The 22,123-nt window shown below is 65.5% G+C and carries 18 protein-coding genes; 12 read left to right on the plus strand and 6 right to left on the minus strand.

Annotated features, from left to right (window positions below; translation table 11 throughout):
• Positions 1-71 precede the first annotated feature (71 nt).
• Entirely contained in the window at positions 72-1,772 is a 1,701-nt protein-coding gene (locus tag AzCIB_RS07220; RefSeq protein WP_050415273.1) for a class I adenylate-forming enzyme family protein, read from the minus strand.
• Positions 1,773-1,990: 218 nt separating this feature from the next.
• Entirely contained in the window at positions 1,991-3,073 is a 1,083-nt protein-coding gene (locus tag AzCIB_RS07225) for an MBL fold metallo-hydrolase (RefSeq protein WP_050415274.1), read from the minus strand.
• 223 nt (positions 3,074-3,296) lie between these two features.
• Between AzCIB_RS07225 and AzCIB_RS07230 the strand changes: the two genes are divergently transcribed.
• On the plus strand, positions 3,297-4,403 hold the full coding sequence (locus AzCIB_RS07230; RefSeq protein ID WP_050415275.1) for an aromatic ring-hydroxylating dioxygenase subunit alpha: 1,107 nt from the start codon (positions 3,297-3,299) through the stop codon (positions 4,401-4,403).
• A 103-nt stretch (positions 4,404-4,506) separates the two neighbouring features.
• Here AzCIB_RS07230 and AzCIB_RS07235 read toward each other — a convergent pair whose 3' ends face one another.
• The 3 genes from AzCIB_RS07235 to AzCIB_RS07240 form a co-directional block, all read right to left on the minus strand.
• Positions 4,507-4,836 carry a hypothetical protein gene (locus AzCIB_RS07235; protein WP_050418267.1) on the minus strand — a complete coding sequence of 110 codons (330 nt, stop codon included), beginning with the start codon at positions 4,834-4,836 and terminating at the stop codon, positions 4,507-4,509.
• Positions 4,833-5,114: a hypothetical protein gene (locus AzCIB_RS24410; RefSeq protein WP_198149734.1), complete on the minus strand. Its 282-nt coding sequence runs from the start codon at positions 5,112-5,114 to the stop codon at positions 4,833-4,835. Before AzCIB_RS24410 ends, AzCIB_RS07235 begins: the two co-directional genes overlap by 4 nt.
• Positions 5,115-5,299: 185 nt before the next feature.
• Positions 5,300-6,283 carry a WD40/YVTN/BNR-like repeat-containing protein gene (locus AzCIB_RS07240; RefSeq protein ID WP_050415276.1) on the minus strand — a complete coding sequence of 328 codons (984 nt, stop codon included), beginning with the start codon at positions 6,281-6,283 and terminating at the stop codon, positions 5,300-5,302.
• Between the two features lie 268 nt (positions 6,284-6,551).
• Here AzCIB_RS07240 and AzCIB_RS07245 point away from each other — a divergent pair, with 268 nt between their 5' ends.
• The 8 genes from AzCIB_RS07245 (at position 6,552) to AzCIB_RS07280 (ending at position 15,939) form a co-directional block, all read left to right on the plus strand.
• On the plus strand, positions 6,552-7,775 hold the full coding sequence (locus tag AzCIB_RS07245; RefSeq protein WP_050415277.1) for an acyl-CoA dehydrogenase family protein: 1,224 nt from the start codon (positions 6,552-6,554) through the stop codon (positions 7,773-7,775).
• A gap of 237 nt (positions 7,776-8,012) precedes the next feature.
• Entirely contained in the window at positions 8,013-8,771 is a 759-nt protein-coding gene (locus AzCIB_RS07250) for an SDR family oxidoreductase (protein ID WP_198149637.1), read from the plus strand.
• A complete protein-coding gene (locus AzCIB_RS07255; RefSeq protein WP_050415279.1) occupies positions 8,768-9,823 on the plus strand; it encodes a ferredoxin--NADP reductase in 1,056 nt (351 codons plus the stop codon). Before AzCIB_RS07250 ends, AzCIB_RS07255 begins: the two co-directional genes overlap by 4 nt.
• 315 nt (positions 9,824-10,138) lie before the next feature.
• Complete coding sequence (locus tag AzCIB_RS07260; RefSeq protein ID WP_050415280.1) at positions 10,139-10,888, plus strand: electron transfer flavoprotein subunit beta/FixA family protein; 750 nt, start codon at positions 10,139-10,141, stop codon at positions 10,886-10,888.
• A 13-nt stretch (positions 10,889-10,901) separates the two neighbouring features.
• A complete protein-coding gene (locus tag AzCIB_RS07265; protein ID WP_050415281.1) occupies positions 10,902-11,861 on the plus strand; it encodes an electron transfer flavoprotein subunit alpha/FixB family protein in 960 nt (319 codons plus the stop codon).
• Between the two features lie 129 nt (positions 11,862-11,990).
• Positions 11,991-13,160, plus strand: coding sequence for a helix-turn-helix transcriptional regulator (locus AzCIB_RS07270; RefSeq protein ID WP_232299380.1), 1,170 nt, complete (start codon positions 11,991-11,993; stop codon positions 13,158-13,160).
• Between the two features lie 237 nt (positions 13,161-13,397).
• Positions 13,398-14,252, plus strand: coding sequence for an SDR family NAD(P)-dependent oxidoreductase (locus AzCIB_RS07275; RefSeq protein ID WP_050415282.1), 855 nt, complete (start codon positions 13,398-13,400; stop codon positions 14,250-14,252).
• A 43-nt stretch (positions 14,253-14,295) separates the two neighbouring features.
• On the plus strand, positions 14,296-15,939 hold the full coding sequence (locus AzCIB_RS07280) for an electron transfer flavoprotein-ubiquinone oxidoreductase (protein ID WP_198149638.1): 1,644 nt from the start codon (positions 14,296-14,298) through the stop codon (positions 15,937-15,939).
• A 158-nt stretch (positions 15,940-16,097) separates the two neighbouring features.
• Here the strand turns inward: AzCIB_RS07280 and oah are convergent, their stop codons facing one another.
• The gene (oah, locus tag AzCIB_RS07285; protein WP_050418270.1) at positions 16,098-17,225 is read right to left on the minus strand and encodes a 6-oxocyclohex-1-ene-1-carbonyl-CoA hydratase; all 1,128 of its coding nucleotides are present in this window, start codon (positions 17,223-17,225) and stop codon (positions 16,098-16,100) included.
• A 464-nt stretch (positions 17,226-17,689) separates the two neighbouring features.
• On the opposite strand from oah, the gene AzCIB_RS07290 reads away from it, so the two are divergent.
• The 3 genes from AzCIB_RS07290 (at position 17,690) to AzCIB_RS07300 (ending at position 22,111) form a co-directional block, all read left to right on the plus strand.
• A complete protein-coding gene (locus AzCIB_RS07290; RefSeq protein WP_232299381.1) occupies positions 17,690-19,363 on the plus strand; it encodes a DUF1302 domain-containing protein in 1,674 nt (557 codons plus the stop codon).
• Positions 19,364-19,391: 28 nt separating this feature from the next.
• Positions 19,392-20,768 (plus strand): DUF1329 domain-containing protein, encoded by a 1,377-nt coding sequence (locus AzCIB_RS07295; RefSeq protein WP_050415283.1) that lies wholly within the window; start codon positions 19,392-19,394, stop codon positions 20,766-20,768.
• Positions 20,769-20,884: 116 nt separating this feature from the next.
• Positions 20,885-22,111, plus strand: coding sequence for an NADH:flavin oxidoreductase (locus tag AzCIB_RS07300; RefSeq protein WP_050415284.1), 1,227 nt, complete (start codon positions 20,885-20,887; stop codon positions 22,109-22,111).
• Positions 22,112-22,123: the final 12 nt, after the last annotated feature.

The raw sequence follows: 22,123 nt of genomic DNA on the forward strand, positions 1-22,123 counted from the left end.
GATGGTTCAGCGGGTTTCCTTTTCGCTGGTAGCGGTGGCGACAATTCAAGGGGATCTCGCGCGATGCATCATCAAGCCTCCGCAGGCTGCCCCCCATACGCGCGCTTGAGCTCCACCTTCAGCAGCTTCCCCGCAGGATTGCGGGGCAGGGCCTCGCTGCGCACATGTACGACGACCGGCACCTTGTAGGCCGCGAGACGCGCCGCGACGTGCTCGCGCAGCGCCTCGGACGTCACCGCGCCGGGCGGGTCCACAACGACGGCGGCGACTACCGCCTCGCCCGACTTTTCGTCCGGTACTGCGAACACGGCTGCCTCGATGACTGACGCATGCTCCAGCAGGCAGGACTCGACTTCGGCCGCGGCGATTTTCTCACCGCTACGGTTGATCACGTCCTTGATGCGATCGACGACGAACAGGAAGCCCTCGTCGTCGAGATAGCCGACGTCGCCGGTGTGGAACCAGCCGTCGACCAGCGCCGAGGCGGTCGCCTCCGGATTGCGCCAGTAACCCTGCATCACGGTGATGCCGCGCAGCCAGATCTCGCCGGACTCGCCGGCGGGCAGGGCCTTGCCGTCCGGGTCGGCGATGCGCACGTCGATGATGGGTGAGGTGATGCCCGAGCTGCGGGGTTTGTATTTGAAGAGCTCTCCCGAGCCGGCGGCGCCGACGCCGTTGGTTTCCGTGAGTCCGAACCCGATGCCGGACAGCCCGTTCGGGCGGGCGGCGAACACGCTGCGGATCAGCGGCTGGGGCAGGCCGGCCCCGCCGAAGCCGAGGCCGCCGAGGCTGCCGGTGATCGCCGGGTCGTCGAAGCCGGGGGCCGCGAGGAGTTGCGCCACCATCGACGGCGCGCCGTTGAATTGGGTGATCTTCTCATCGCGGATCAGGTCCAGCGCCTGCCCGGGATCCCAGCGGTGCATGAACACCAGGCGGCGGCCGTTGCGCAGGGCCGACAACAGCTGCGCATGCAGGCCGCTGACGTGGAAGAGCGGCACCGCGGTGAGGGTCGTCGGTGCGAGGCCGCTTTGCATGAGGGCAGCGACGGCCTGCGGCGAGGTCATCGCGGAGATCGCACCGATGAAGTCGATGTTGAACAGGGCCTGGCACACGGCGCGCTGCGAGGACAGCACGCCCTTCGCCTGGCTCGTCGCGCCGGAGGTGAACAGGATCAGCGCCGGATCGTCCGGACCGAGGGCGGGCCGTTGCAGTGTCTCGGGGGCACGTGACGCAAGCGCCTCATAGGACAGCACGCCCTCGGATGCCTGCCCGCCAACGAGCACGATGCGGCAGCCGGGTACGCCCGTGTCGCCTTCGATGCGTTCGAGGCGCTCCGGATCGCAGAACAGCAAGGTCGGTTCGACGTCGGTAAGGGCAGCCCGCAACTCGCCGCGCAGACCGAAGCTGTTGAGCGGGGCCGGAACGGCGCCGAGAAGGGCCGCGGCGGCAAACGCGACGACCCATTCGGGACGGTTGCGCATCGCGATCGCCACGCGGTCACCGCGTTGCAGGCCGTGCTGCTGCAGCGCGGAGGCGACGGCGTCGACTTCCGCGAAGAAGCGGTTGAAGGTCCAGTGCTCGCCCTGATAGACGACAAAGAGCTTGTCGCCATGCGGGCGGCCGGCGTCGATCAGGACCGGCAGGTCGGGGAAGGCATTCCGGTACATTTTTACCGGACGCCCTCCGACTTCGCATTCGGTCAGCTCGAACGGCGCCCCGGGCGCCAGCAGTTGCGCGCGGGCAGCCGCCAGCGCGTCGATGATGTTCGTCATTCGTCCCTCCGTGGCGGCGGTGCAGGTCTTCCGCCGCTGTCCTTGTTCGTGCGTGAATGCATCGCGGTCACTCCCTCCCCTTCAAGGGGAGGGCTGGGGTGGGGATGGGTTAGGCAAGCGTCGCCGAAACCCATCCCCCTCCTAACCTCCCCCCTTGAAGGGGGAGGAATAAGGTGCCCGAGCGGAGTCCATCCAAGTGATCGCCGCCTTTCTACTTGCTAAGTTGCCGCGCTGAACCGATAGGCGCCGTCATCGTCGAGCACGCGGCGCAGTTCGCCTTCGTATCGCAACCACGACAGGTGTGCAATGGTCTCGCCGATCGCGAGCATGTCGTCGGCGCCCCCGAGGATGCGCGGGAACAGTCGCCCCATGGCCTCGAAGGCCGTGCAGCTGCCTGCACCGGCGACGAATTCGCGCAGGATGTCGAACTGCTGACGGTGGTGCTCGCGCAGTTCGCGCACGCGCGCGTTGAGGCCGCGGAAGACCAGTTGGTGCGACGGCAGCACGAGCGTCTCGGCGGCCAGGCGATCGAGGCGCCCGAGCGATTCGATCCACAGCTTGAGCGGATTCGCCTCCGGTTCGACGCCCGACACCAGTACGTTCGACGTGATGCGTGGCAGCAGCTGATCTCCGGCGATCAGGATTCGGTCCGACTCGCAGTACAAGCAGGCATGTTCCGGCGAATGCCCTTCGCCGATCACGATGCGCCACGTGCGGCCGCCAATGTGAAGCTCGTCGCCCTCGCGCAGGCGCCTGAACGCATGGGGGTGGGGCGGCATGAAGGGGTCGCGCCGCACCGCACCGAACATCCGGTCGATGCGCGCATCGGGCATGCCCGCCCGCTGATAGAACTGGCGCAGCGGGGCGGGCAGCGGGTCGGGCACCTGCTCGTTCAGCCCCCGCATGGTGAAGAACTCGCCGTGCGTCATGAACAGCGGGATGTCGAAGCGCTCCGTGAACCACGCCGCGAGTCCCGCGTGGTCGTAATGGAAGTGCGTGCAGATCAGCCCCTTCACCGGCAGGCCCTTCAGGTGGCGGGCGATGATCGTGTCCCACAGGGCCTTCGATTTGCCGGTGTTGAGGCCGGTGTCGACCACGAGCCAGCCGTCGCCGTCCTCCAGCAGGTAGACGTTGATGTGGTCGAGCTGCATCGGCATGGGGATGCGCGCCCAGAGGATGCCGGGCGCCAGCGCGACGACTTCGCCATCGGGGGCAGGGGCGGCAAACGGATACTGCAGCCCTCCCTCCTCCTTTCCCTGACCGGCTAGCGCCGGTTCCGAAACAAGCCCGTGGTCTGGCATGAATGCTCCTGTGTGCTGCGGTCGGCAGTGCCCGATCGTTGCTGCAATCTAGATCGGCCCGGGGCGCAGAAAAACGTCCAAAAGGACGATGCCGCCCCACGTCCTCGCGAAAGGCGAGTCGCACGCCGCCACGACCATCGTCCAAACAGAGGATGTGGAAGGGGGCGGTGCACTCGAAAATCTGGGTGAAATTCCCCATACCCCATCAAGAGGAGACAGCTCGATGGCCACTACCAAGGATTACCGGCTCGGCGATTTCACCTATCCGCGCGGCTGGTTCATGATCGCAGACGCCGAGGAACTCAACACCCACAAGCCGCTCGCGGTGCGCTTCTTCGGCAAGGACTTCGCACTGTATCGCGGCCGTGCGACCGGCAAGATCGTGCTGCTCGACGCCTACTGCCCGCACATGAAGACCCACCTCGCGGCCCAGAACACGACGTCCTATGTCGTGATCGATGGCGGCGGCAGCAACGTCGAGGGCGACAGCATCCGCTGCCCCTATCACGCCTGGCGCTTCGGCGCGGACGGCAAGTGCGACGACATTCCTTACCATCAGGGGCCTATCCCGGCGACCGCGTGCGTGAAGTCGTGGACGGTTGTGGAAAGCCTTGGGGCGATCTGGGTTTGGCACGACCCGGAGGGTGGCGAGCCCGAGTGGGAGCACCCGACGCTGCCGCAGTGGGACGATCCGTCCTGGGTGCGCTGGAAGTTCGACCACCTCGGCGTGCTCAACCAGCACCCGCAGGAAGTCATCGACAACATCTGCGATTACGGCCACCTCAGCCCGATCCACGGATCGACGGTCGAGCGCTACGAGAACGAGTTCCGCGGCCACACCGCCACCCAGCGCCAATGCGGCCCGCACCGCACCCTGGTCGGGGCGGACGGCGCCAGTCCCATTCTCCACACCGACACGACCTACCACGGCCCCGGCGTGCTGATCTCGTACCTTACCGGCCTCTACGACTCGGTCCTGATGATCACGCACACCCCCGTCGACGACGGCTCGATCAAGGTCTGGCACTCGCTCCTCGTCAAGTCGCCCGGCAACAACGCCGTCGCGACCGTGCCCGACACGATCGCCGCGCGCCAGTTCCAGGAGTCGAGCCGGCTCGCCTTCATGCAGGACTTCGAAGTGTGGATGAACAAAGCGCCTTGCCTCAATGGCCTTTTCATTCCCAGCGATGGTCCCTTCATGAAGGCGCGCATCTGGTACAAGCAGTTCTTCAATCCACGCGCGAAGAAGCAGGAATTCCTCGATCAGTGCGAAGGTACCTACGTTCCGCGGGGCGCGACGCCTTATACGGAGCCGGCTGAAGCGGCCTGAGCGACCGGGGAGGTCGATTGAAGGAGGCCCGTCCTGAGGACGGGCCGATTTTTTATGTGCCGGCCTCGGACGAATTCAGGTCGTGCAGCCCGGTTCGACAAGCTCAGGCTGCTATGGCCGCCACTTCCCGCGCCGCCTCCTCGCGTGTATAGAAGCGCCCGTCCAGTACGAACCCCGAGACGATGCTCTCCTTCACCCGCCTGACGCGGCCCCCAGGCTCGCGCTGGACGACCACGTCCTCGGGGAGTCCGTCGAGGAGGTGGAAGGGCGCCGGCCGACCGTCCGCGAATCGGGAGTCGTAGACTGTGCCCGATGCGACGTCCTTGAACGCCGGACGAAAACCGAGGGGCCTGTTCTCCTCGCTGCGTCCGCCGGTGTTGCGAAACTCGCGGTTTTCCCGCTGCAGCGACAAGGGACCCATGACTGTGCTCATGATTGCTGCGCCCATGCCCACCACCATGGCACCGATGCCGCGAGGGGATTCCAAGGCGTGGGCGCGCTTTTCTCCGCGGCGGAGGATTGCGCCGGTGCCGGGTTCGCGAGCTGGAGATTTGCAGCAGTCGTGTCGCAGTGCCGGCAGTGCAGGCGGCCGGATGTCGTGACGGTCCATGCGCTCTCGCCGCACACGCCGCAAGACCAGATTTCCCGATCCGCTTCCGCGCTATGGGAATGACGCCTGCGGTACTCGTCGATCCGAATCACTTTGTCCATCGTCGCCTCCGCTCCGGTATGGCCGGAATTCACCTGACGGTACCGATTCTGTTCGGGTGCGAAGGGTGGCGCATCGTCCCTTTCGAATAGTCCGAGCGGACGAGCTGGATGGTGTTGCGGGTGGCGTAAACGAAGCGCCGGCGCCGCCCGGGAAAGGCGACGCCGGCGCGTGACAGGGACTCTGCCTAGGATGCGTTCTTCGGTGCGGCGGGGGTCGTCGGTGCCCAGTTCTGCAGGCCGCTGTCGCTCGCAAGCAGCCATTTCCCGTCGGGGGAGACGATGAGGTCGGTGAGCGTCTCGCGGCCGCCCTTGCGCGCGATGGTGAAGCTCGCTCCGCCATCCGCGCTCGCGAGCACGATGCCGCCCTGGCCTGCGAGGAGCAAGCTGCCGTCGCGGTCGATCGCGTGGCTGTAGGTGGAAATGGGCGCCTGCAGCTGCGAAGGGGCCCAGGTCGCGCCGTCATCGACGCTGTGGAATACGTTGCCGCGCATCCCGTACGCGACCCAGCGACCGTCGCTGAGATGCACGGCGCCGTACAAGGAGCCGTTGTAGAACGCGGGCACCTTGGTCCATTCCTGACCGCCGTCGGTCGAGCGCTGCAAGGTCCCCGCCTCGCCGACGATCAGCCAGGTCTTCCTGTCCTTCGAGGCGGCGATGTGGTTGAGGTGCCAGTCTTCCTGCTCCCCGATCGCGAATTCTTCCCAGGTCGTGGCATCGTCTGCGGAGCGCAGCGTGCGGCCGAAGGCACCGACTGCAATCCAGTCGCCCGAAGGCAGGCGGGCGGCGGACATCAGCGGTTCGCCGTTCGTTTCCGTGAAGGCCACTTCGGTCCAGTTCAGGCCGCCGTCGCTGGTGCGCAGGATCCAGCCCTCATGCCCGAGGGCGACGCCGGTCTTGTCGTCGGCAAAGACGAGGCGGGTGATTACAGCCTGCCGGTTCTGCGACAGGTTCGCCCGCTGCCACGAAGCGCCCTCATCCGTGGAAATCAGAATGCTCCCGAGCTCACCGGCCGTGACGAGGCCGGCCGAGGTGCGCGCGATGCTGGTGAGCTGCATCCGGTCGACCGGGATGCGGGTGGCTGCAAGCGGGGGCACGCTGCGCGGCGAAAAGGCGAAGACCCCGGCGAACGCCACGGTCAATGCTATCGCCATGCCAACGAGAGTTCGCATGGATTGTCTCCTTGATGAACGGTCTGCCGCGTGAGGCTTCGGCAGTGTGCGCCAATTATTGACGGCGCGGAGGGTGGAGCATCGTCCAAACGGGTTACTGCTTTCCCGCGCCCCCGGCTCCTTTCGATCGAATCGCGCGCGCCGTCCGGCGTTAGTCCGTTCAGACGATGAGTTGCAGGTGTCCGTATGAAAACCTTGCATCAACGGGGTATTTCACCCAGCGCAATGTTTGCAGGCCGGCGGGCACGATTTCGAGGAGGCGCGGAGAATGGGTATTGTGACGGAAGATCAGGTGGCGGGCGTGCTCGCCGAGGATTACATGACGCCCGAGGCGGTCGGGCTGTTGCAGCGAGCGCGCGAACTCGCACCGCGTCTCGCGGCGAGGGCGGCCGACGCCGAGCGAGAGGGCATCGTGCCCGCCGAATCGGTGCGCGAGATCGCCGCAGCCGGATTGTTCCGCGTGCTGCAGCCTCGCCGTTGGGGCGGCTACGAGCTCGATCCGCGCGTGTTCTACCGTATCCAGATGGCCCTCGCCGAAGGCTGCATGTCGACGGCCTGGATCTACGGCGTGATCGGGGTGCATAACTGGCAACTTCCCCTGTTCCCCGAGCAGGCGCAGCAGGACGTGTGGGCGAAGGATTCCGGCACGCTGATCGCATCGACCTACATGCCGGTGGGCAAGTCGGAGAAGGTCGACGGCGGTTATCGCTTCTCGGGCCGTTGGAGCTTCTCGAGCGGGGTCGATCACTGCGAATGGATCTTCCTCGGCGGCCTGCTCCCCAAACGCGACGGCTCGGAGGGGCTGGAGCACACGACCTTCCTGCTGCCGAAATCGGACTACCGCATCGAGCGCAACTGGGACGTGCTGGGCCTGCGGGGGACCGGGAGCCACGACATCGTGGTCGAGAACGCCTTCGTGCCGGAGCATCGCACGCAGCGCACCAACGATCATTCCAATGCCGGCTGCCCCGGGCGGGAGCTCAATTCCGGCTGGCTGTACCGCATCCCCTTCACCCAGGTGTTCCAGCGCGCGGTGTCCTCCTCGTGCATCGGCGCGCTCGACGGCGCGATCGCGAGCTTCAGGGAGCGTGCCGCGGCGCACGTAGGAAAGCATGGGGCGAAGACCGCGGACGATCCGAACGCGCAGATGGCCGTGGCAGAGGCGATGATGACGAGCGACCAGCTCAAGCTCGTGCTGTTCCGCAACTACGCGCGCATCGTGCAATGTGCGCGCACCGGGGAACGGATGCCGGTGGAGGAGCGCCTCATGCAGCGCGCCCAGGCCTCGCAGGTGCCGAAGGTCTGCGCACGCATGGCCGACGAACTTCTGCGCGCCTGCGCGGCCTCGGGCACCTTCCGCGGCAACCCGGTGGAGCGCGTCTTCCGCGATATCCATCAGGCGCGTGCGCACATCGCGAACAACACCGACGCCTACGCGCGCGCCCACGGCGCCGTGATGCTCGGCCTGCCGAACGCCGACCCCTTCGTGTGAGGGCTCGATCCGAGTTGTTGGTATTACTAATCCGGCAACCAATTAGCTGATGTCAGGTTGATAGCAGCGCGGGTACTCCCTCCCCTTCAAGGGGAGGGCTGGGGTGGGGATGGGTTTAGCAGACGCCGCAGAAACCCATCCCCCTCCTAACCTCCCCCCTTGAAGGGGGAGGAACACGGTGCCTGAGCAGATTGCAGATCTGTGTTTGCCGCCTAGCTGGGAAAACAGGAGAGGATGATGGGACGTCTCGATGACAAGGTCGTGCTCGTGACCGGCGGTGCGAGCGGGGTGGGGCGCGAGGACGTGCTGCTGATGGCGCGCGAAGGCGCCGCGGTGGTGCTGACCGACCGCAACGTGGACGCGGGCGAGGCGCTGGCGAAGGAAGTCGGCGATCAGGCGCTGTTCCTGCGCCACGACGTTGCGAGCGAGGCCGACTGGCAGGCGGTGATGGCGGCGGTCGAGGCGCGCTTCGGGCGTCTCGATGCGGTCGTCAACAACGCCGGCATCCTCGAATCCGCCTCGCTGGAGGAGGCCACGCTCGAGCACTGGCAGCGCATCCAGCGCGTCAATGCGGACTCGTGTTTCCTCGGCTGCAAGTACGGCGTCCTTGCACTTAAGGAACGGGGCGGCTCCATCGTCAACATGGCTTCGGTCTCGTCGTGGCTGCCTGTCGACGGCTACGCCGCCTACAGCGCGTCGAAGGCTGCAGTGGGCGCGGTGACGCGCGCCGCGGCGCTGCACTGTCGCAAGCGCGGCTACATGGTGCGGGTGAATTCGGTGCATCCCGACGGCATCTCCACGCCGATGATGCAGGCAAGCGCTCCGGGCGTCGATCCGAAGTACATGCTTTTCGATCCGGTGACGAACCGTGGCGGGCGCGTCTATATGCCGGACGAGATTGCAAACGTCGTGCTGTTCCTCGTCTCGGACGAATCGCGCTTCGTCAGCGGTGCGGAGATCCGTGTCGATAACGCGATCCTGGGCATGGGGCTATGAGTTCCACCACGACGCGCTGGCATGCGCTGAAGATCGCGTCCGTCGTCGCCGAGACGCACGATTCGAAGTCCGTCGAGTTCGACATCCCGGCGGAACTCGCGGACAGCTTCAGCTACCGCCCGGGCCAATTCCTGACCCTGCGCGTGCCGGTGCTCGGACGCCACCTGCCGCGCTGCTACTCGATGTCGAGCGCACCGACGCTCGACGCCCGGCCGCGCGTCACCGTGAAGCGCGTGGCGCAGGGGCGAGCGTCCAACTGGTTGTGCGACCACCTGAAGGTCGGCGACACGCTCGAAGTCATGGCGCCAGCCGGCGTGTTCACGCCGCGCGCGCTGCAGACGGACTTCATCCTGTTCGCGGGCGGCAGCGGCATCACGCCCGTGTTCTCCATCCTGCGCTCGGCGCTCGCGCACGGGCAGGGGCGGGTCGCCCTGATCTACGCGAACCGCGACGAGCGTTCGGTGATCTTCCGTGACGCCCTCAAGGAACTGGCCGCCGCGCATCCGTCGCGCCTGCAGGTGATCCATTGGCTGGATTCCGTGCAAGGTGTGCCCTCCGTAGCCCAGCTCGCCGAACTCGCGCGCGCGTGGCACGGCGCCCAAGCGTTCATTTGCGGCCCCTCGGCTTTCATGGACGCGAGCGTTGCGGCGCTGGAGGCCATCGGCATGGCGGGCGATGCCGTGCACGTCGAACGCTTCGTCTCGCTGCCCGATGAGGAGGACGCGGCTGCGGTGAGTGCCGCCGCGGCGGCGACGGCTCCCGTGGCTGCCGTCGAGCAGGCCGAGCTCGAGGTCTCACTCGACGGCGAACACCATACGATCGCCTGCGGCGGCAGCGAGACCCTGCTCGACGCGATGCTGCGCGCCGGCATCAATGCGCCACACTCCTGCCAAGCGGGGATGTGTGCATCCTGCATGTGCCAGGTGGAGGAGGGCAGCGTCCATCTGCGCCACAACGAAGCGCTGGACCAGAAAGACCTCGATCGCGCCTGGACGCTCTCCTGCCAGGCCGTCCCGACCTCGGGCCGCCTGCGCGTCCGCTTCCCGGGCTGAACCCGTTTCGCGTATTAACCCGGCACCAAATTTGGTGATGCCAGGGAAGAGATGCACGGTCGCTCCCTCCCCTTCAAGGGGAGGGTTGGGGTGGGGATGGGTTACGCAGACGTCGCAAAAACCCATCCCCCTCCTAACCTCCCCCCTTGAAGGGGGAGGAACAAGGTGCCGGAGCACACTTCATTTTCCTGCCGCCTTAATAGTCCTGTTGGGGGATGCCTCGCTCTCCCGCGCCCGCGATGATTGGCTCAGGGGCCGGCCCGCCCTCGGCTGGCGGCCGGCACGTACGAGTCACGTTCCGAGTGGGAGAAGCAAGTGAAGATTCTGGTCCCCGTGAAGCGGGTGGTCGATTACAACGTCAAGGTGCGGGTCAAGTCGGACCGCAGCGGCGTGGAACTCTCCGGCGTCAAGATGGCGATCAACCCCTTCGATGAGATCTCCGTGGAAGAGGCCGTCCGCCTGAAGGAGGCCGGCACCGCAACCGAAGTGATCGCCGTGAGCTGCGGCAGCACCGCGAGCCAGGAAACGCTGCGCACCGCGCTGGCGATGGGCGCCGATCGCGCGATCCTGGTCGAGACCGATGCGGAACTGCAGCCGCTCGCGGTCGGCAAGCTGCTGAAGGCCGTCGCGGAACGTGAACAGCCGCAGATGGTGATCTGCGGCAAGCAGGCGATCGACGATGACGCCAACCAGACCGGCCAGATCCTTGCCGCCCTGATGGGCTGGGGCCAGGCGACATTCGCCTCGAAGGTCGTCGTCGAGGGCCAGACCCTGCGCGTGACGCGCGAGATCGACGGCGGGCTCGAAACGCTCGAACTGAAGCTGCCGGCGGTCGTGACTTCGGATCTGCGGCTCAATGAACCGCGTTACGCGACGCTCCCCAACATCATGAAAGCGAAGAAGAAGCCGCTCGACGTCATTCCTGCGGCCGAGCTGGGCGTCGATGTCGTCCCGCGCCTGCGCCACACGCAGTATTCCGAGCCGCCGACGCGGAAGGCAGGGGTGAAGGTCGCCGATGTCGCCGACCTGATCGCGAAGCTCAAGAACGATGCCAAAGTGATTTGAGGAGTCCGGGAAAATGAAGGTTCTGGTCATTGCCGAACACGACAATACGAAAATCGCCGGCGCGACGCTCAATGCCGTCGGCGCCGCGCAGCAATTCGGAGCGGAGGTGCAGGTGCAGGTGCAGGTGCTGGTCGCCGGTTGCGACAGCGCGGCGGCCGCGAACGAAGCGGCAGCGCTGGCCGGAGTCGCCCAGGTCGTCAGCGTGAATGCCCCGCATTACCGCGACCAGCCGGTCGAGAACCTCGCGCTGCTCGTGGCTGGGCTCGTACGCAACGAGGGTTTCACTGCGGTACTTGCCGGCGGGACGAGCTTCGGCAAGAATCTCGCGCCGCGCATCGCCGCTTTGCTCGACGTGGCGCCGGTTTCCGATGTCGTATCGATCGCGGGCGTTGGACGCTACGTGCGTCCGATCTATGCTGGTAACGTGATGGTGTCGGTGGAGTCGGACGAGCCGGTGCAGGTGCTCACGGTGCGCACGACGGCATTTGCCGCAGCCTCTGCCGGCGGCGCAGCGGCCGTGCGCGACGTGGCGGCAGGTGAGGATCTGGCAGTCTCGCGGCTGGTCGGGCGCGAGATCAGCAAGTCTGAGCGGCCGGAGCTCGCGGGGGCGCGTATCGTCGTCTCGGGCGGGCGCGGCCTGGGCAGCGGCGACAAGTACCGCGAAGTGCTGGAGCCCCTGGCAGATCGCCTTGGCGCGGCGCTGGGAGCATCGCGTGCCGCGGTGGATGCAGGTTTCGTCCCGAACGACTACCAGGTCGGTCAGACTGGCAAGATCGTGGCACCCGATTTGTATGTCGCAGTGGGCATTTCCGGCGCGATCCAGCATCTTGCCGGGATGAAGGACTCGAAGGTCATCGTTGCGATCAACAAGGATCCGGATGCGCCGATCTTCCAGGTGGCCGACTTCGGACTGGTCGGCGACCTGTTCGAGACGATTCCGCAGCTGGTCGAAGGACTGGGAGCGAATCAGTAGATACTAGGATCGGGTCGGGGCACTCAGGTGTCCCGGCAGTTGCGGCAACGATGTGAGATGGCCGGGACGTGGAGGGAACCCCGACGGAGGGAACCCCCGATAGACGAAAATCCCGGTGAAGGAGAGATCGTGGAAGCAACCAAGGGGCCGTCGGCCCTGATGCAGTCGAATTTCGATCTGGCCGAATACGACCGGATCGTCAGTGCCTTGTACGACGCGGCGCTCGACACCAAGTCGTGGGCGCCGGCGCTGGAGCACCTGCAGCACGTCTTCGCGGCGAACTACGTGACCCTCATCCTGCGCACGCCGGAACAGTCGGATACGGGTTTGATGATCGCGGTGGGCGATGTGGAGGGGGGCGGCCGGGTCACGTACATGAGCTATCCCCAGACCACCACCCCCTTCGTCAACCAGCCCGCTGACAAGGTCTTCACGGTCGAAGACCTGATGACCGAGAGCGAGTGGCGGCGTTCTTCCTACTACCAGCACTGGTGCGCCGGCCACGGCGTCTTTCACGTCATGGGCGTCGATATCGCCACGCCCGGTGCCGGCAAGCTGCGGTTCAGGATCACACGGCCCGAGGATTCACCGAAGTTCTCCGCCGAGGATCGCGCACGCTGCGACGCGCTGTTGCCGCACCTGCGGCGCGCCCTGCAGATCCACAACCAGCTCGACCGCAGCGAATCGCTCGGCGCGATGTACGCGCAGGCGATCAGTCGTCTGTCGATCGCGACCGTCGTGCTCGACGAGAGCGGGAAGGTGCTTGACCAGAACCTGATCGCGAAGGAGATCCTTGCGACCGGCGACGGGCTCAAGGTCGTCGGGGGGCGGCTCGAGGCGTCGTATCCGACTGACAACCGCGAGCTGCAGCGGCTCGTGCGCAACGCCTTCGCGCGTTATGGTAGCGGCAATGTCGCGGTGGCCGAGGCGATGTCGGTCTCACGGCCGTCGGGGCTGGTGAGCCTGGGTGTCGTCGTGGAGGTGGTCCCGTCGAGCGAGTGGGCCGAAGGCAAGGGGCAGCCGGCCGCCGTAGTCTATATCCGCGATGCGGCCGGCAAGTCGCTCGCGAGCAGCGCAGTCGCCAAACAGCTGTTCAACCTGACGCCCGCCGAAACCGCGCTCGCGCTCGAACTCACCAACGGCCTGTCGCTCGAGGAGGCCGCGGAAGCCCTCGGCATCCGGCGCAATACCGCGCGCGCCCACCTGCGCTCGATCTTCTCCAAGACGGGTGTGCGGCGGCAGACCGAGCTTGTGCGCATCATGCTCAACAGCGTCGCGGCGCTCAGCAAGAACGGTTGAATCCTGCGCGCCGTGCCTGCGGCGCGCTCTTCGTCGAGGTCCGTCGCCGCTGTGTGCGGGGCCCTGTGACGCTATCGCTCGTTCCAGCGGGCCGGCTGTAGAGATTCCATTGGCATATAGCGCAGGCAGGCGTCCGAGCGAGCCCCGAAAACCGCACGACATGATCTATATGGACGATGCGGCGCTGCGGCAAACACTGGAATATCCCATACAACACAGTCGGTCAATGAGGAATCCATGCACAAAGTCGCATTCGTGACGGGGGCGAGTCGCGGAATCGGGCGCGAGACGGCGATGGCTTTCGCCCGCGCCGGTTTCGATGTCGCAATCAGTGCACGCACCATGGAAGAGGGCGAAACGCACGAGCACGCCCTGCAGACAGCCGACGGCCGCCCCTTGCCGGGAAGCCTCGCGGAGACCGCTGCCGCCATCCGCGACCTGGGGCGGAAGGCGCTGGCGATCCGCATGGATCTGCTCGACGACGCCTCGGTGCGGGCCGCGGGCGAGGCCGTGTTGCGCGAATTCGGCCGCATCGACGTGCTTGTGAACAATGCCGTGTATCAGGGCGGCGACCTCAATCTTCCCTTTCTCGACCTGGAGTCGGCCACGCTGCAGCGCGTGTTCCAGGGCTACGTGATGGCGCCCTTCCTGCTCACGCGCACCCTGTTGCCGGCGATGCTCGCGCAGGGCGAGGGCGTCGTGATCAACATCACCTCCGGCGCCGGCGAAAGCGATCCTCCCGTTGCCGCAGGGAAGGGCGGCTGGGGTTACGCCTACGGCGCCGGCAAGGCTGCGGTGTCGCGACTGTCGGGGATCCTCTCGGTCGAACTGGGCGAACGGGGAATCCGTGCCTTCACGGTCAATCCGGGTGTGGTGACGACCGACGCACTGAAGGCGACGATCGGCGAGAAGGGCGTGATCGCGCTGCGCAACGGATCGGCGCCGCCCGAGGTCCCGGCGGCTGTGCTGCTCTGGCTGGCCACGGCACCGGAGGCGGTGCGATTCCAGAAGCGCACCATCAATGCCCAGCCGTTCGCGCTCGAGCACGGCATCGTGGCGGACTGGCGTCAGGCAGGGCCGAAAGAGGCCTGACCGGCCACCTCGTAATGATGCTTTGAATCGGAATGACGAAGCGATGAGCAATGAACGCGAATCGATGGAATTCGACGTCCTGATCGTCGGCGGCGGCCCTGCGGGCATGGCCGCGGCGATCAGGCTCAAGCAGTTGGCCAACGAAAAGGGCACGGAACTGGCGGTGTGCCTGATCGAGAAGGCGGCCGAGATCGGCGCGCACATCCTCTCCGGCGCGGTGATGGATCCGCGCGCGCTCAACGAGCTGATCCCCGACTGGAAGGAACAGGGCGCTCCGCTCAACACCGAGGTCACGGAAGATCGCGTGCTGTTTCTCAATGAGACGGGCGGTCGCAAGGTCCCGAACGGTCTGCTGCCGGATTGTTTCCTGAACCACGGCAACTGCATCGTGCGCCTGGGCAACGTCGCCAAGTGGCTCGGCGAGCAGGCCGAAGCACTGGGCGTCGAGGTCTATCCGGGTTTTGCGGGGGCCGAGATCCTGTTCGACGAGACGGGCGCTGTGAAGGGTGTCGCGACCGGCGACATGGGCGTCACGCGCGAAGGCGAACAAGGTCCGGCCTATCAGCCGGGCATGGAGCTGCACGCGAAATACACGCTGTTTGCCGAAGGCTGCCGCGGGCATCTGGGCAAGCAGCTCGAAACTAAGTTCAACCTCCGGAACGGCGTCGATCCGCAAACCTACGGCATCGGTCTGAAGGAGCTGTGGGAAGTGCCGGCGGAACGTCATGAGCCGGGCGTGGTCGTGCACACCACCGGCTGGCCTCTGCCCTCGGACACCTACGGCGGCGGCTTCGTCTATCACCTCGAGGACAACCTCGTGGCGATCGGCTACGTGGTGGGACTCAACTACACGAACCCGCATCTCTCCCCGTTCGAGGAGTTCCAGCGCTACAAGACGCACCCCGAGATCCGCAAGTATCTCGAAGGGGGCAAGCGTCTCGCCTACGGCGCGCGTGCGATCGCCGCGGGCGGCCTGCAGAGCCAGCCCAAGCTGGTGTTCCCGGGCGGCGCGCTCATCGGTGACGACGCGGGCTTCCTCAACGCCGCCCGTATCAAGGGCAGCCACGCCGCGATCAAGAGCGGCATGCTGGCCGCGGAAGCCGCGTTCGAAGCCCTCGCGGCAGAACGCCAGCGCGACGAGCTCTCGGCCTTCCCGGAAGCTTTCAAGAACAGCTGGCTGTTTGATGAGCTGCACAAGACGCGCAACTTCAAGCCCTACATGAAGAAGGGCCTGTGGATGGGCTCCTTGCTCTTCGGCTTCGACCAGAAGGTGCTCAAAGGCAAGGCGCCGTGGACGCTGCACAACAGCGCCGACCACGACAAGCTCAAGCTCGCCGCCGAGTGCCCGAAGATCGACTACCCGAAGCCCGACGGCGTGCTGACCTTCGACCGTCTCTCCTCGGTGTTCCTGTCGAACACGAACCACGAGGAAGACCAGCCCTGCCACCTGCAGCTGAAGGATGCGTCGGTAGCGATCGCGGTGAACCTCGCGAAGTACGACGCCCCCGAGCAGCGCTACTGCCCGGCGGGCGTGTACGAGATCGTGCGCGAGGAGTCCGGTCCGCGCCTGCAGATCAATGCGCAGAACTGTGTGCACTGCAAGACCTGCGACATCAAGGATCCGACGCAGAACATCAACTGGGTCGTGCCGCAGGGCGGTGAAGGGCCGATTTACCAGGGAATGTAGCCCCGGCAGATTTTTCCGGAGGTGTCGCATCAAACGCTTTTGGGTTCTACGCTCTCCTCCTCTCCCTCTTGCGTGACACCTTCGTTTTTTACATACGGCGACGTCGGCAACGCCCTTGGGCTTTGCCGGCGCGTTCGCCCAAGGATTGCGACGCTTCCTTAGCGCGGAGCGGCGAGCACCTGTTCGGCGAAATGCTCGTCGATCTGGGCGCCCTTCGCGAGGAGCTGGCGGTACTTCACGAAGTCGACCGTGTCCTTGCCGGTCAGCTTCCGCGACTCGAACGCGTTGAAACCCAGCCAGGCCTCGTTGTTCATGTTCGCGGCGAGCCAGTGCCGTTGTGCCGCCTTCTGCTGATCCCAGAAGAATTTCTTCTTGCCGCGGATCGCGTCGATGGAGTTCATCAGGCAGTTGGGGAAGAGGTTCGTGAAGCGCCAGATCAAGGCGTTCACTTCCTTGTCGAGCCGCTCGAAATCCACATCGCATTGGGCGATCAGGGCTTCGGCCTCCTTGAGCGCATCCCCCTGGACCATCTCGCCGTACACGATCTGCCCCAGTTCGGACCAGGTATCGGTGCGCACCTTCGGATTAGGGATCCACTCGCCGTTCTTCTTCAGCACCGGCAGGACCTTCGAGATCATGCCCTTGTACTTCATCTTGTAGGCGCTCCACAGCTCGCACGAGACGCAGTTGTAGATCGCGTCCTCCATCGACAGGAACCAAGGCAGGAAATCGGTCGAGCCGCCCACTGGCGCGCTCCCGTGCTTCGGGCCGGCCTGTCCATACACGGCCATGTCCGACGAGATCGTGATGTCGGTCGCCATCCCGATCTCCTGGCCGCCCGCCACGCGCATGCCGTTCACGCGGCAGATCACGGGCTTCTTGCAGTTGAGGATGCCGTCCACCATGCCGATGAAGAGATCGATGTAGTCGCCGTATTCCTGCGGTCGCCGCGAGTAGTAGGACGCGTATTCGGCCGTGTTGCCGCCGCTGCACCACGCCTTGTCGCCGACTGCCGTGAACACGGCCGCGACGACGCTGCGGTCCGACGACGCTTTCTGGAAGGCTTCGATGACGCCTTTCACCATCTCCGTCGTGTAGGAGTTGTATTGCGCCGGGTTGTTCAGCGTGATCCAAGCGGAGTAGAGGTCTTCGACCGGCTTGCCGGCCGGGTCGAGGACCGGGCGCTTCTCGTAGATCACGGACGGCGCGGACGCGCCTACGTGTTGGTTCTCCATCAGGGCGTGATTCTTCAGCTCGTTGTCGCGTTTCAGAAAGTCCAGGCTCACGTCGGTCTCCATGTATTGAGTGTGCCGGAAGGATTTCCGGCAACACGTTGCAGTGATGTTTATCAAACAATCGGATTTCTATCTTTGAGCACGCCCTGACCGTACAGGCGCGACTCAGCGCGCGAATCACCGATTTCGGTGATGCGGTCACGTGGGGGATGGGATAGCCGGGGAGGGGAATGGGCCGCAAGGCGTGTGCAGGCGCGCCTTTCCATAGTTCATTTTAGTGATGTCGCGCCATTGGCGAGGTGCGAGCATCCCCCTGCCTCCGCTAATCCATGTGGACGGGCACTTCCACGCGCGGTCCCGCGCTCGATACGAATAACAGGCGTCGTCCGCCCCCGAACGGGGACGGCGGACCAGGCGCCCCACCTGCGGCGGCAGGCAGCCATGCCGTGCCGCTCTTGTGCCGCGCTTGCCGGAGGAGGCAAGCGCGGCGAGTTCCACATCGTGAGGGAGACAGGATGTTCAAGAAGAAGATAACGGGGCAGGCGGACGGGCTCGCGACACGCGCGAAGCCGCTCGCCTTGGGTATTTCGCAGGTATTGCTGGCACTGGCGAGCGGGAGTGCGCTGGCGGCGCCAACAGTCCAACTCGGGCCGGACACGACGCTGGACTATTCACTGACGCTGTCCTACACCGCGTCGACGAGGACGGAGAAGGCGGCCCGTGAATACCTGAACGACCTCAACAGTGACGACGGGACGAGGAATTTCAAGCGCGGCTCGCTGTTCACGAATCGCGCGAATGCGCTGGCCGAAATCCGGCTCAAGCACGACAACGTCGGTGCGATGCTGCGCGCAAGTAGCTTCTACGACTGGGCCTACCGCTCCGGCAACGACAACGATTCGCCGCTGACGGTGAACAAGACCGGCGACCACGACGAGTTCACCAGCCGCACACGGCAGCTGAGCGGTCGCAATTCGCGCGTCCTTGACGCCTTCGCGTACGGCAACTGGATGCTGGGCGAGGAGCAGTTCTTGTCGCTGAAGGCCGGCCGGCACGTGCTGGCGTGGGGCGAGAGCCTGTTCTGGCCTAACATCAGCCAGGGGCAGTCGCCGCTGGATGCGACGAAGTTCAACGTGCCCGGCACGGAAGCGAAGGAGGGCTACCTGCCGGTCGGCCAGGTGTCGGCCTCCTTCACGGTGAATCCGTGGCTGACTCTGGCGGGCTACTACCAGTACAAGTGGGAAGAGACCCAGCTCAATCCGGTGGGCGATTACTTCGGCAGCGATTATTTCGGGCCGGGCGCCCAGTTCTTCCGCCTCGCACCCGGCGCGATCGGCTCGCTGCCGGACCACACCTTCCGGGTCGCCAATTTTGCCGGCGAGATCAAGCCGCGTGACACCGGCCAGTGGGGTCTGGGCTCGCGCTTCCGTCTCGGCGACACGACCGAAGTCGGCCTGTACCACTACCGCTATCACGACCGCATCGGGGCGATGTTCTTCGACTTCACCGGCTCGACGCAATATTCGTCATTCAATCGCTTCGGCCGCAAGGCGTCGCCAGCGAGCGCGCCGTACTTCAAACTCGCCTACTTCGACGATATCAAGCTCACCGGCGTGAGCCTCAGCACGAAGTTCGGCGATGCCGTGCAGGTTGGCGCAGACCTTAGCTACCGCGACGGCACGCCGGTGTATCTGTCCAATGGCGCGCCTGCCCGCGGGCAGGTCACGCAGGGCAACCTAAACTTCCTCTACATCCTCGGGCCGTCGAAGATCGCGCACCAGACGACGCTGATGGGCGAGGTCGTGCATCAACGCATCGAAGGCGTGGACAAGCTGACGATCAGCGGCGGCCTGCCGGGCCAGAACGGGACGTTCAAGGACTTTACCTACGACACGCAGACCAAGAGCTCAACGCTGTTGGGCCTCGGGGCGATCTTCGACTATCCCAACGTGTTCGATGGCTGGGACCTGTCGACGAAGGCGATCTGGACGCAGAACGTGGATGGCAGCCCGCTGTCGGGCATGGGCAAGGACGACCGCCGCCTGACGCTGGGCGCCGATTTCAAGCGCTTGGGCAACTTCACGGTCGGGCTGACTTACGTCGCCTTCCTTGGCTCACCGGACCTCGCCAACGGCCGCACGATGACCGATCGCGACTACGTGTCGCTCAGCGCGAAATACACCTTCTGATTACGTTCAATTCGAAAAGGATCTGTTCATGAAGATGAAACTGTGCGGACTGCTGCTCACGTGTCTGGCAGCGGCCCAGATATTCCCGTCGGTGTCATTCGCGAAGGGAACACCCGACGAGATCGCCCGCCTCGGCAAGGATCTCACCTGTGTGGGCGCCGAGAAGGCCGGCAACAAGGACAGCAGCATTCCCGAATATTCGGGCAAGTGGCTCGGCGTGCCGCCGCACGTGCCCTTCAAGGGCACCGGAAACCATCCGCTCGACGCCTATCCCGACGAGAAGCCGCTGGTCGTGATCACCGCCGCCAACATGGAGCAGTACGCGGCGCGCTTGTCTGAAGGGCAGAAGGCGCTGTTCAAGAAGTATCCGCAGACCTTCCGCATGCCGGTCTATCCCAGTCATCGCGATTTCCGCTTCCCGGATTCCGTGTGCCAGACCGCGAAGGAGAATGCGGCAGCGGCCGAACTGGTGAACAACGGTGAAGGGGTGATGGGCGTGACCGGCGGGCCGATCTTCCCCTTCCCGAAGACGGGCACCGAGCTGCTGTGGAACGCGATCATTCCGTATCGCGCATACACTGAGGAACTGATCTCGGACAACGCGTATGTGTTGGCTGGCGGCGCCATCAACTGGGGGCGCGTGAAGTCGCGCAACCTCGGCGCGGCGAACGAGCCGGGCGTGCGCCACAAGACGGAGGGGCAGTCCTCGTACTACCTCAACGAGACGCTGCTGCCGGAGCGCGACAAGGGGGAGATCAACACCGGCATGGAGTTCTTCAACTTCGCGCAGAATCCGCGCCAGAGCTGGCGCTTCGACCCCGGCACCCGGCGCGTGCGGCAGTCGCCCGGCTATGGCTACGACATGGCCTTCCCCGGCACGGGCGGCTCGATCACCGTCGACGAGGTGCGGATCTTCAACGGTTCGCCCGAACGCTACGACTGGGCGATCCTGGGCAAGAAGGAGATCTACATCCCGTACAACGCCTACAAGGTGCATTCGCCGAACATCAAGTACTCGGAACTCGTGAAGCCGGGGCACGCCAATCCAGAGTTCATGCGCTACGAGCTGCATCGCGTGTGGGTGCTCGAAGGCAAGCTCAAGGAAGGTTACCGTCACCTGTATGGCCGGCGCGTGATGTTCATCGACGAGGACACGCTGTTCCCGATCATGGCCGACAACTATGACGTTCGTGGCGAGCTGTGGCGGACCTCGATGCTGAACCACTTTTATGCGTACGAGATGAAGACCTGGCAGGCCGGCGTCGGCTTCTATCATGACCTGAACGCCGGCACCTACCTCGCGTTCAACCTGATCAACGAGCAACCGGCGGCCTACAAGCTGAACGAGAACAAGATCACGCCGCAGATGTTCGGGCCAGAGGCGGCCCGTCGCATGGGGCTGTGAGCTGTTCCGCACCGCGTGCGGGCCATCCGGGGCGTGATGCCCCGGACACGGCCCGCCGCGTTGTTTCGCTGTTCATGCGGCAGCCCGGCTGCCGCCGCAACGATGGGGGAAATGCGATGACACCGGTGGCGTCGCCATTCGATCCACTCACATTGGGGCCCTTGCGGCTCCGCAATCGTTTCATCCGTGCCGGGGCGAACGAGGGCATGGTCGTCGATGGGGCGCCGAGCCGCGCGCTGGTGAAGCACCATCGCGACCTTGCCGCGGGCGGCGTGGGCATGACGACGGTGGCCTACGGCGCGGTGAGCCAGGTCGGCCGCACCTTGCCGAACCAGGTGTGGCTGCGGCCGGAGATCCTGCCCGACCTGCGCGTGCTGACCGATGCGGTCCACGCCGAGGGCGGGGCGATCGCCTACCAGCTCACGCATGGGGGTTCCTTCGTGACTTCGCTGAAGGTGCGCGGGCCGACGATGAGCGCGTCCTCCGGACTGAACAAGGCGGGCCTGATGCGCGGAAACTTCTTCCAGCGGGCGATGACCCACGACGACATGCAGCGCGTCGCGGGCGAGTTCGTCGAGGCCGCGCGCCTGTGCCGGCAGGCCGGTTTCGATGCCGTGGAACTGCACATGGGCCATGGCTACCTGCTCAATCAGTTCATCTCGCCGCTGTCGAACCGCCGCCGCGACGCCTATGGCGGCAGCGCCGAGAACCGCGCGCGTTTTCCGGCCGAGGTGCTGGCGCGCGTGAAGGATGCGGTCGGGGGCGACATGGCGGTCGTCGCGAAGATCAACGTCGCCGACGGCGTTAAAGGCGGGGCGACGGTGGACGATGCGATCGTCACCGCCCGCCTGCTGCAGGCGGCGGGGGCCGATCTGCTGGTGCTGTCGGGCGGGCGCAACGTCGAGTCGGGCTGGTTCATGTTCGGCAGCAACCATGACATGGACGAGATGCGGAAGGTCCTGGCGGGTAGTCCCATCACCGGACTGATGCTCAAATGGTCGCAACATGGCGTGCCGAAGATCACTTTCCGCGAGATGTACTTCCTCGAGCATTCGCGTCGCATCCGGGCCGCGGTGGACGTCCCGCTGGGCTATCTCGGCGGCGCCCGGTCGCTGGCGAACGCGGAAGCGGCGATGCGCGAGGGCTTCGATGCCGTCGTGATGGCGCGGCCGCTGATCCACGATCCGGCGCTGGTGAACAAGTTCCGCGACGGCAGTGCGCTGCGGTCCGGTTGCACGAACTGCAACCGCTGCGTGCCCTACATCTACCACCCCGCCGGGACCTGGTGCGTGATGAATCCGCCCAACGATCCGGCCCTCAACAAGATCCGGGCTGCCGGCTGAGCCGGCGCGATC

The sequence above is a fragment of the Azoarcus sp. CIB genome (genome assembly GCF_001190925.1).
Lineage (GTDB): Bacteria > Pseudomonadota > Gammaproteobacteria > Burkholderiales > Rhodocyclaceae > Aromatoleum.

Excerpts from the sequence above, each read along its gene's own strand:
- AzCIB_RS07245 (WP_050415277.1), top strand. The coding sequence starts at position 6,552 with ATGGGTATTGTGACGGAAGATCAGGTGGCGGGCGTGCTCGCCGAGGAT.
- AzCIB_RS07225 (WP_050415274.1), bottom strand. The coding sequence starts at position 3,073 with ATGCCAGACCACGGGCTTGTTTCGGAACCGGCGCTAGCCGGTCAGGGA.
- AzCIB_RS07300 (WP_050415284.1), top strand. The coding sequence starts at position 20,885 with ATGACACCGGTGGCGTCGCCATTCGATCCACTCACATTGGGGCCCTTG.
- AzCIB_RS07275 (WP_050415282.1), top strand. The coding sequence starts at position 13,398 with ATGCACAAAGTCGCATTCGTGACGGGGGCGAGTCGCGGAATCGGGCGC.
- AzCIB_RS07295 (WP_050415283.1), top strand. The coding sequence starts at position 19,392 with ATGAAGATGAAACTGTGCGGACTGCTGCTCACGTGTCTGGCAGCGGCC.
- AzCIB_RS07230 (WP_050415275.1), top strand. The coding sequence starts at position 3,297 with ATGGCCACTACCAAGGATTACCGGCTCGGCGATTTCACCTATCCGCGC.
- AzCIB_RS07235 (WP_050418267.1), bottom strand. The coding sequence starts at position 4,836 with ATGAGCACAGTCATGGGTCCCTTGTCGCTGCAGCGGGAAAACCGCGAG.
- AzCIB_RS07265 (WP_050415281.1), top strand. The coding sequence starts at position 10,902 with ATGAAGGTTCTGGTCATTGCCGAACACGACAATACGAAAATCGCCGGC.
- AzCIB_RS07290 (WP_232299381.1), top strand. The coding sequence starts at position 17,690 with ATGTTCAAGAAGAAGATAACGGGGCAGGCGGACGGGCTCGCGACACGC.
- AzCIB_RS07250 (WP_198149637.1), top strand. The coding sequence starts at position 8,013 with ATGGGACGTCTCGATGACAAGGTCGTGCTCGTGACCGGCGGTGCGAGC.
- AzCIB_RS24410 (WP_198149734.1), bottom strand. The coding sequence starts at position 5,114 with ATGGACAAAGTGATTCGGATCGACGAGTACCGCAGGCGTCATTCCCAT.
- AzCIB_RS07255 (WP_050415279.1), top strand. The coding sequence starts at position 8,768 with ATGAGTTCCACCACGACGCGCTGGCATGCGCTGAAGATCGCGTCCGTC.
- AzCIB_RS07280 (WP_198149638.1), top strand. The coding sequence starts at position 14,296 with ATGAGCAATGAACGCGAATCGATGGAATTCGACGTCCTGATCGTCGGC.
- AzCIB_RS07220 (WP_050415273.1), bottom strand. The coding sequence starts at position 1,772 with ATGACGAACATCATCGACGCGCTGGCGGCTGCCCGCGCGCAACTGCTG.
- AzCIB_RS07240 (WP_050415276.1), bottom strand. The coding sequence starts at position 6,283 with ATGCGAACTCTCGTTGGCATGGCGATAGCATTGACCGTGGCGTTCGCC.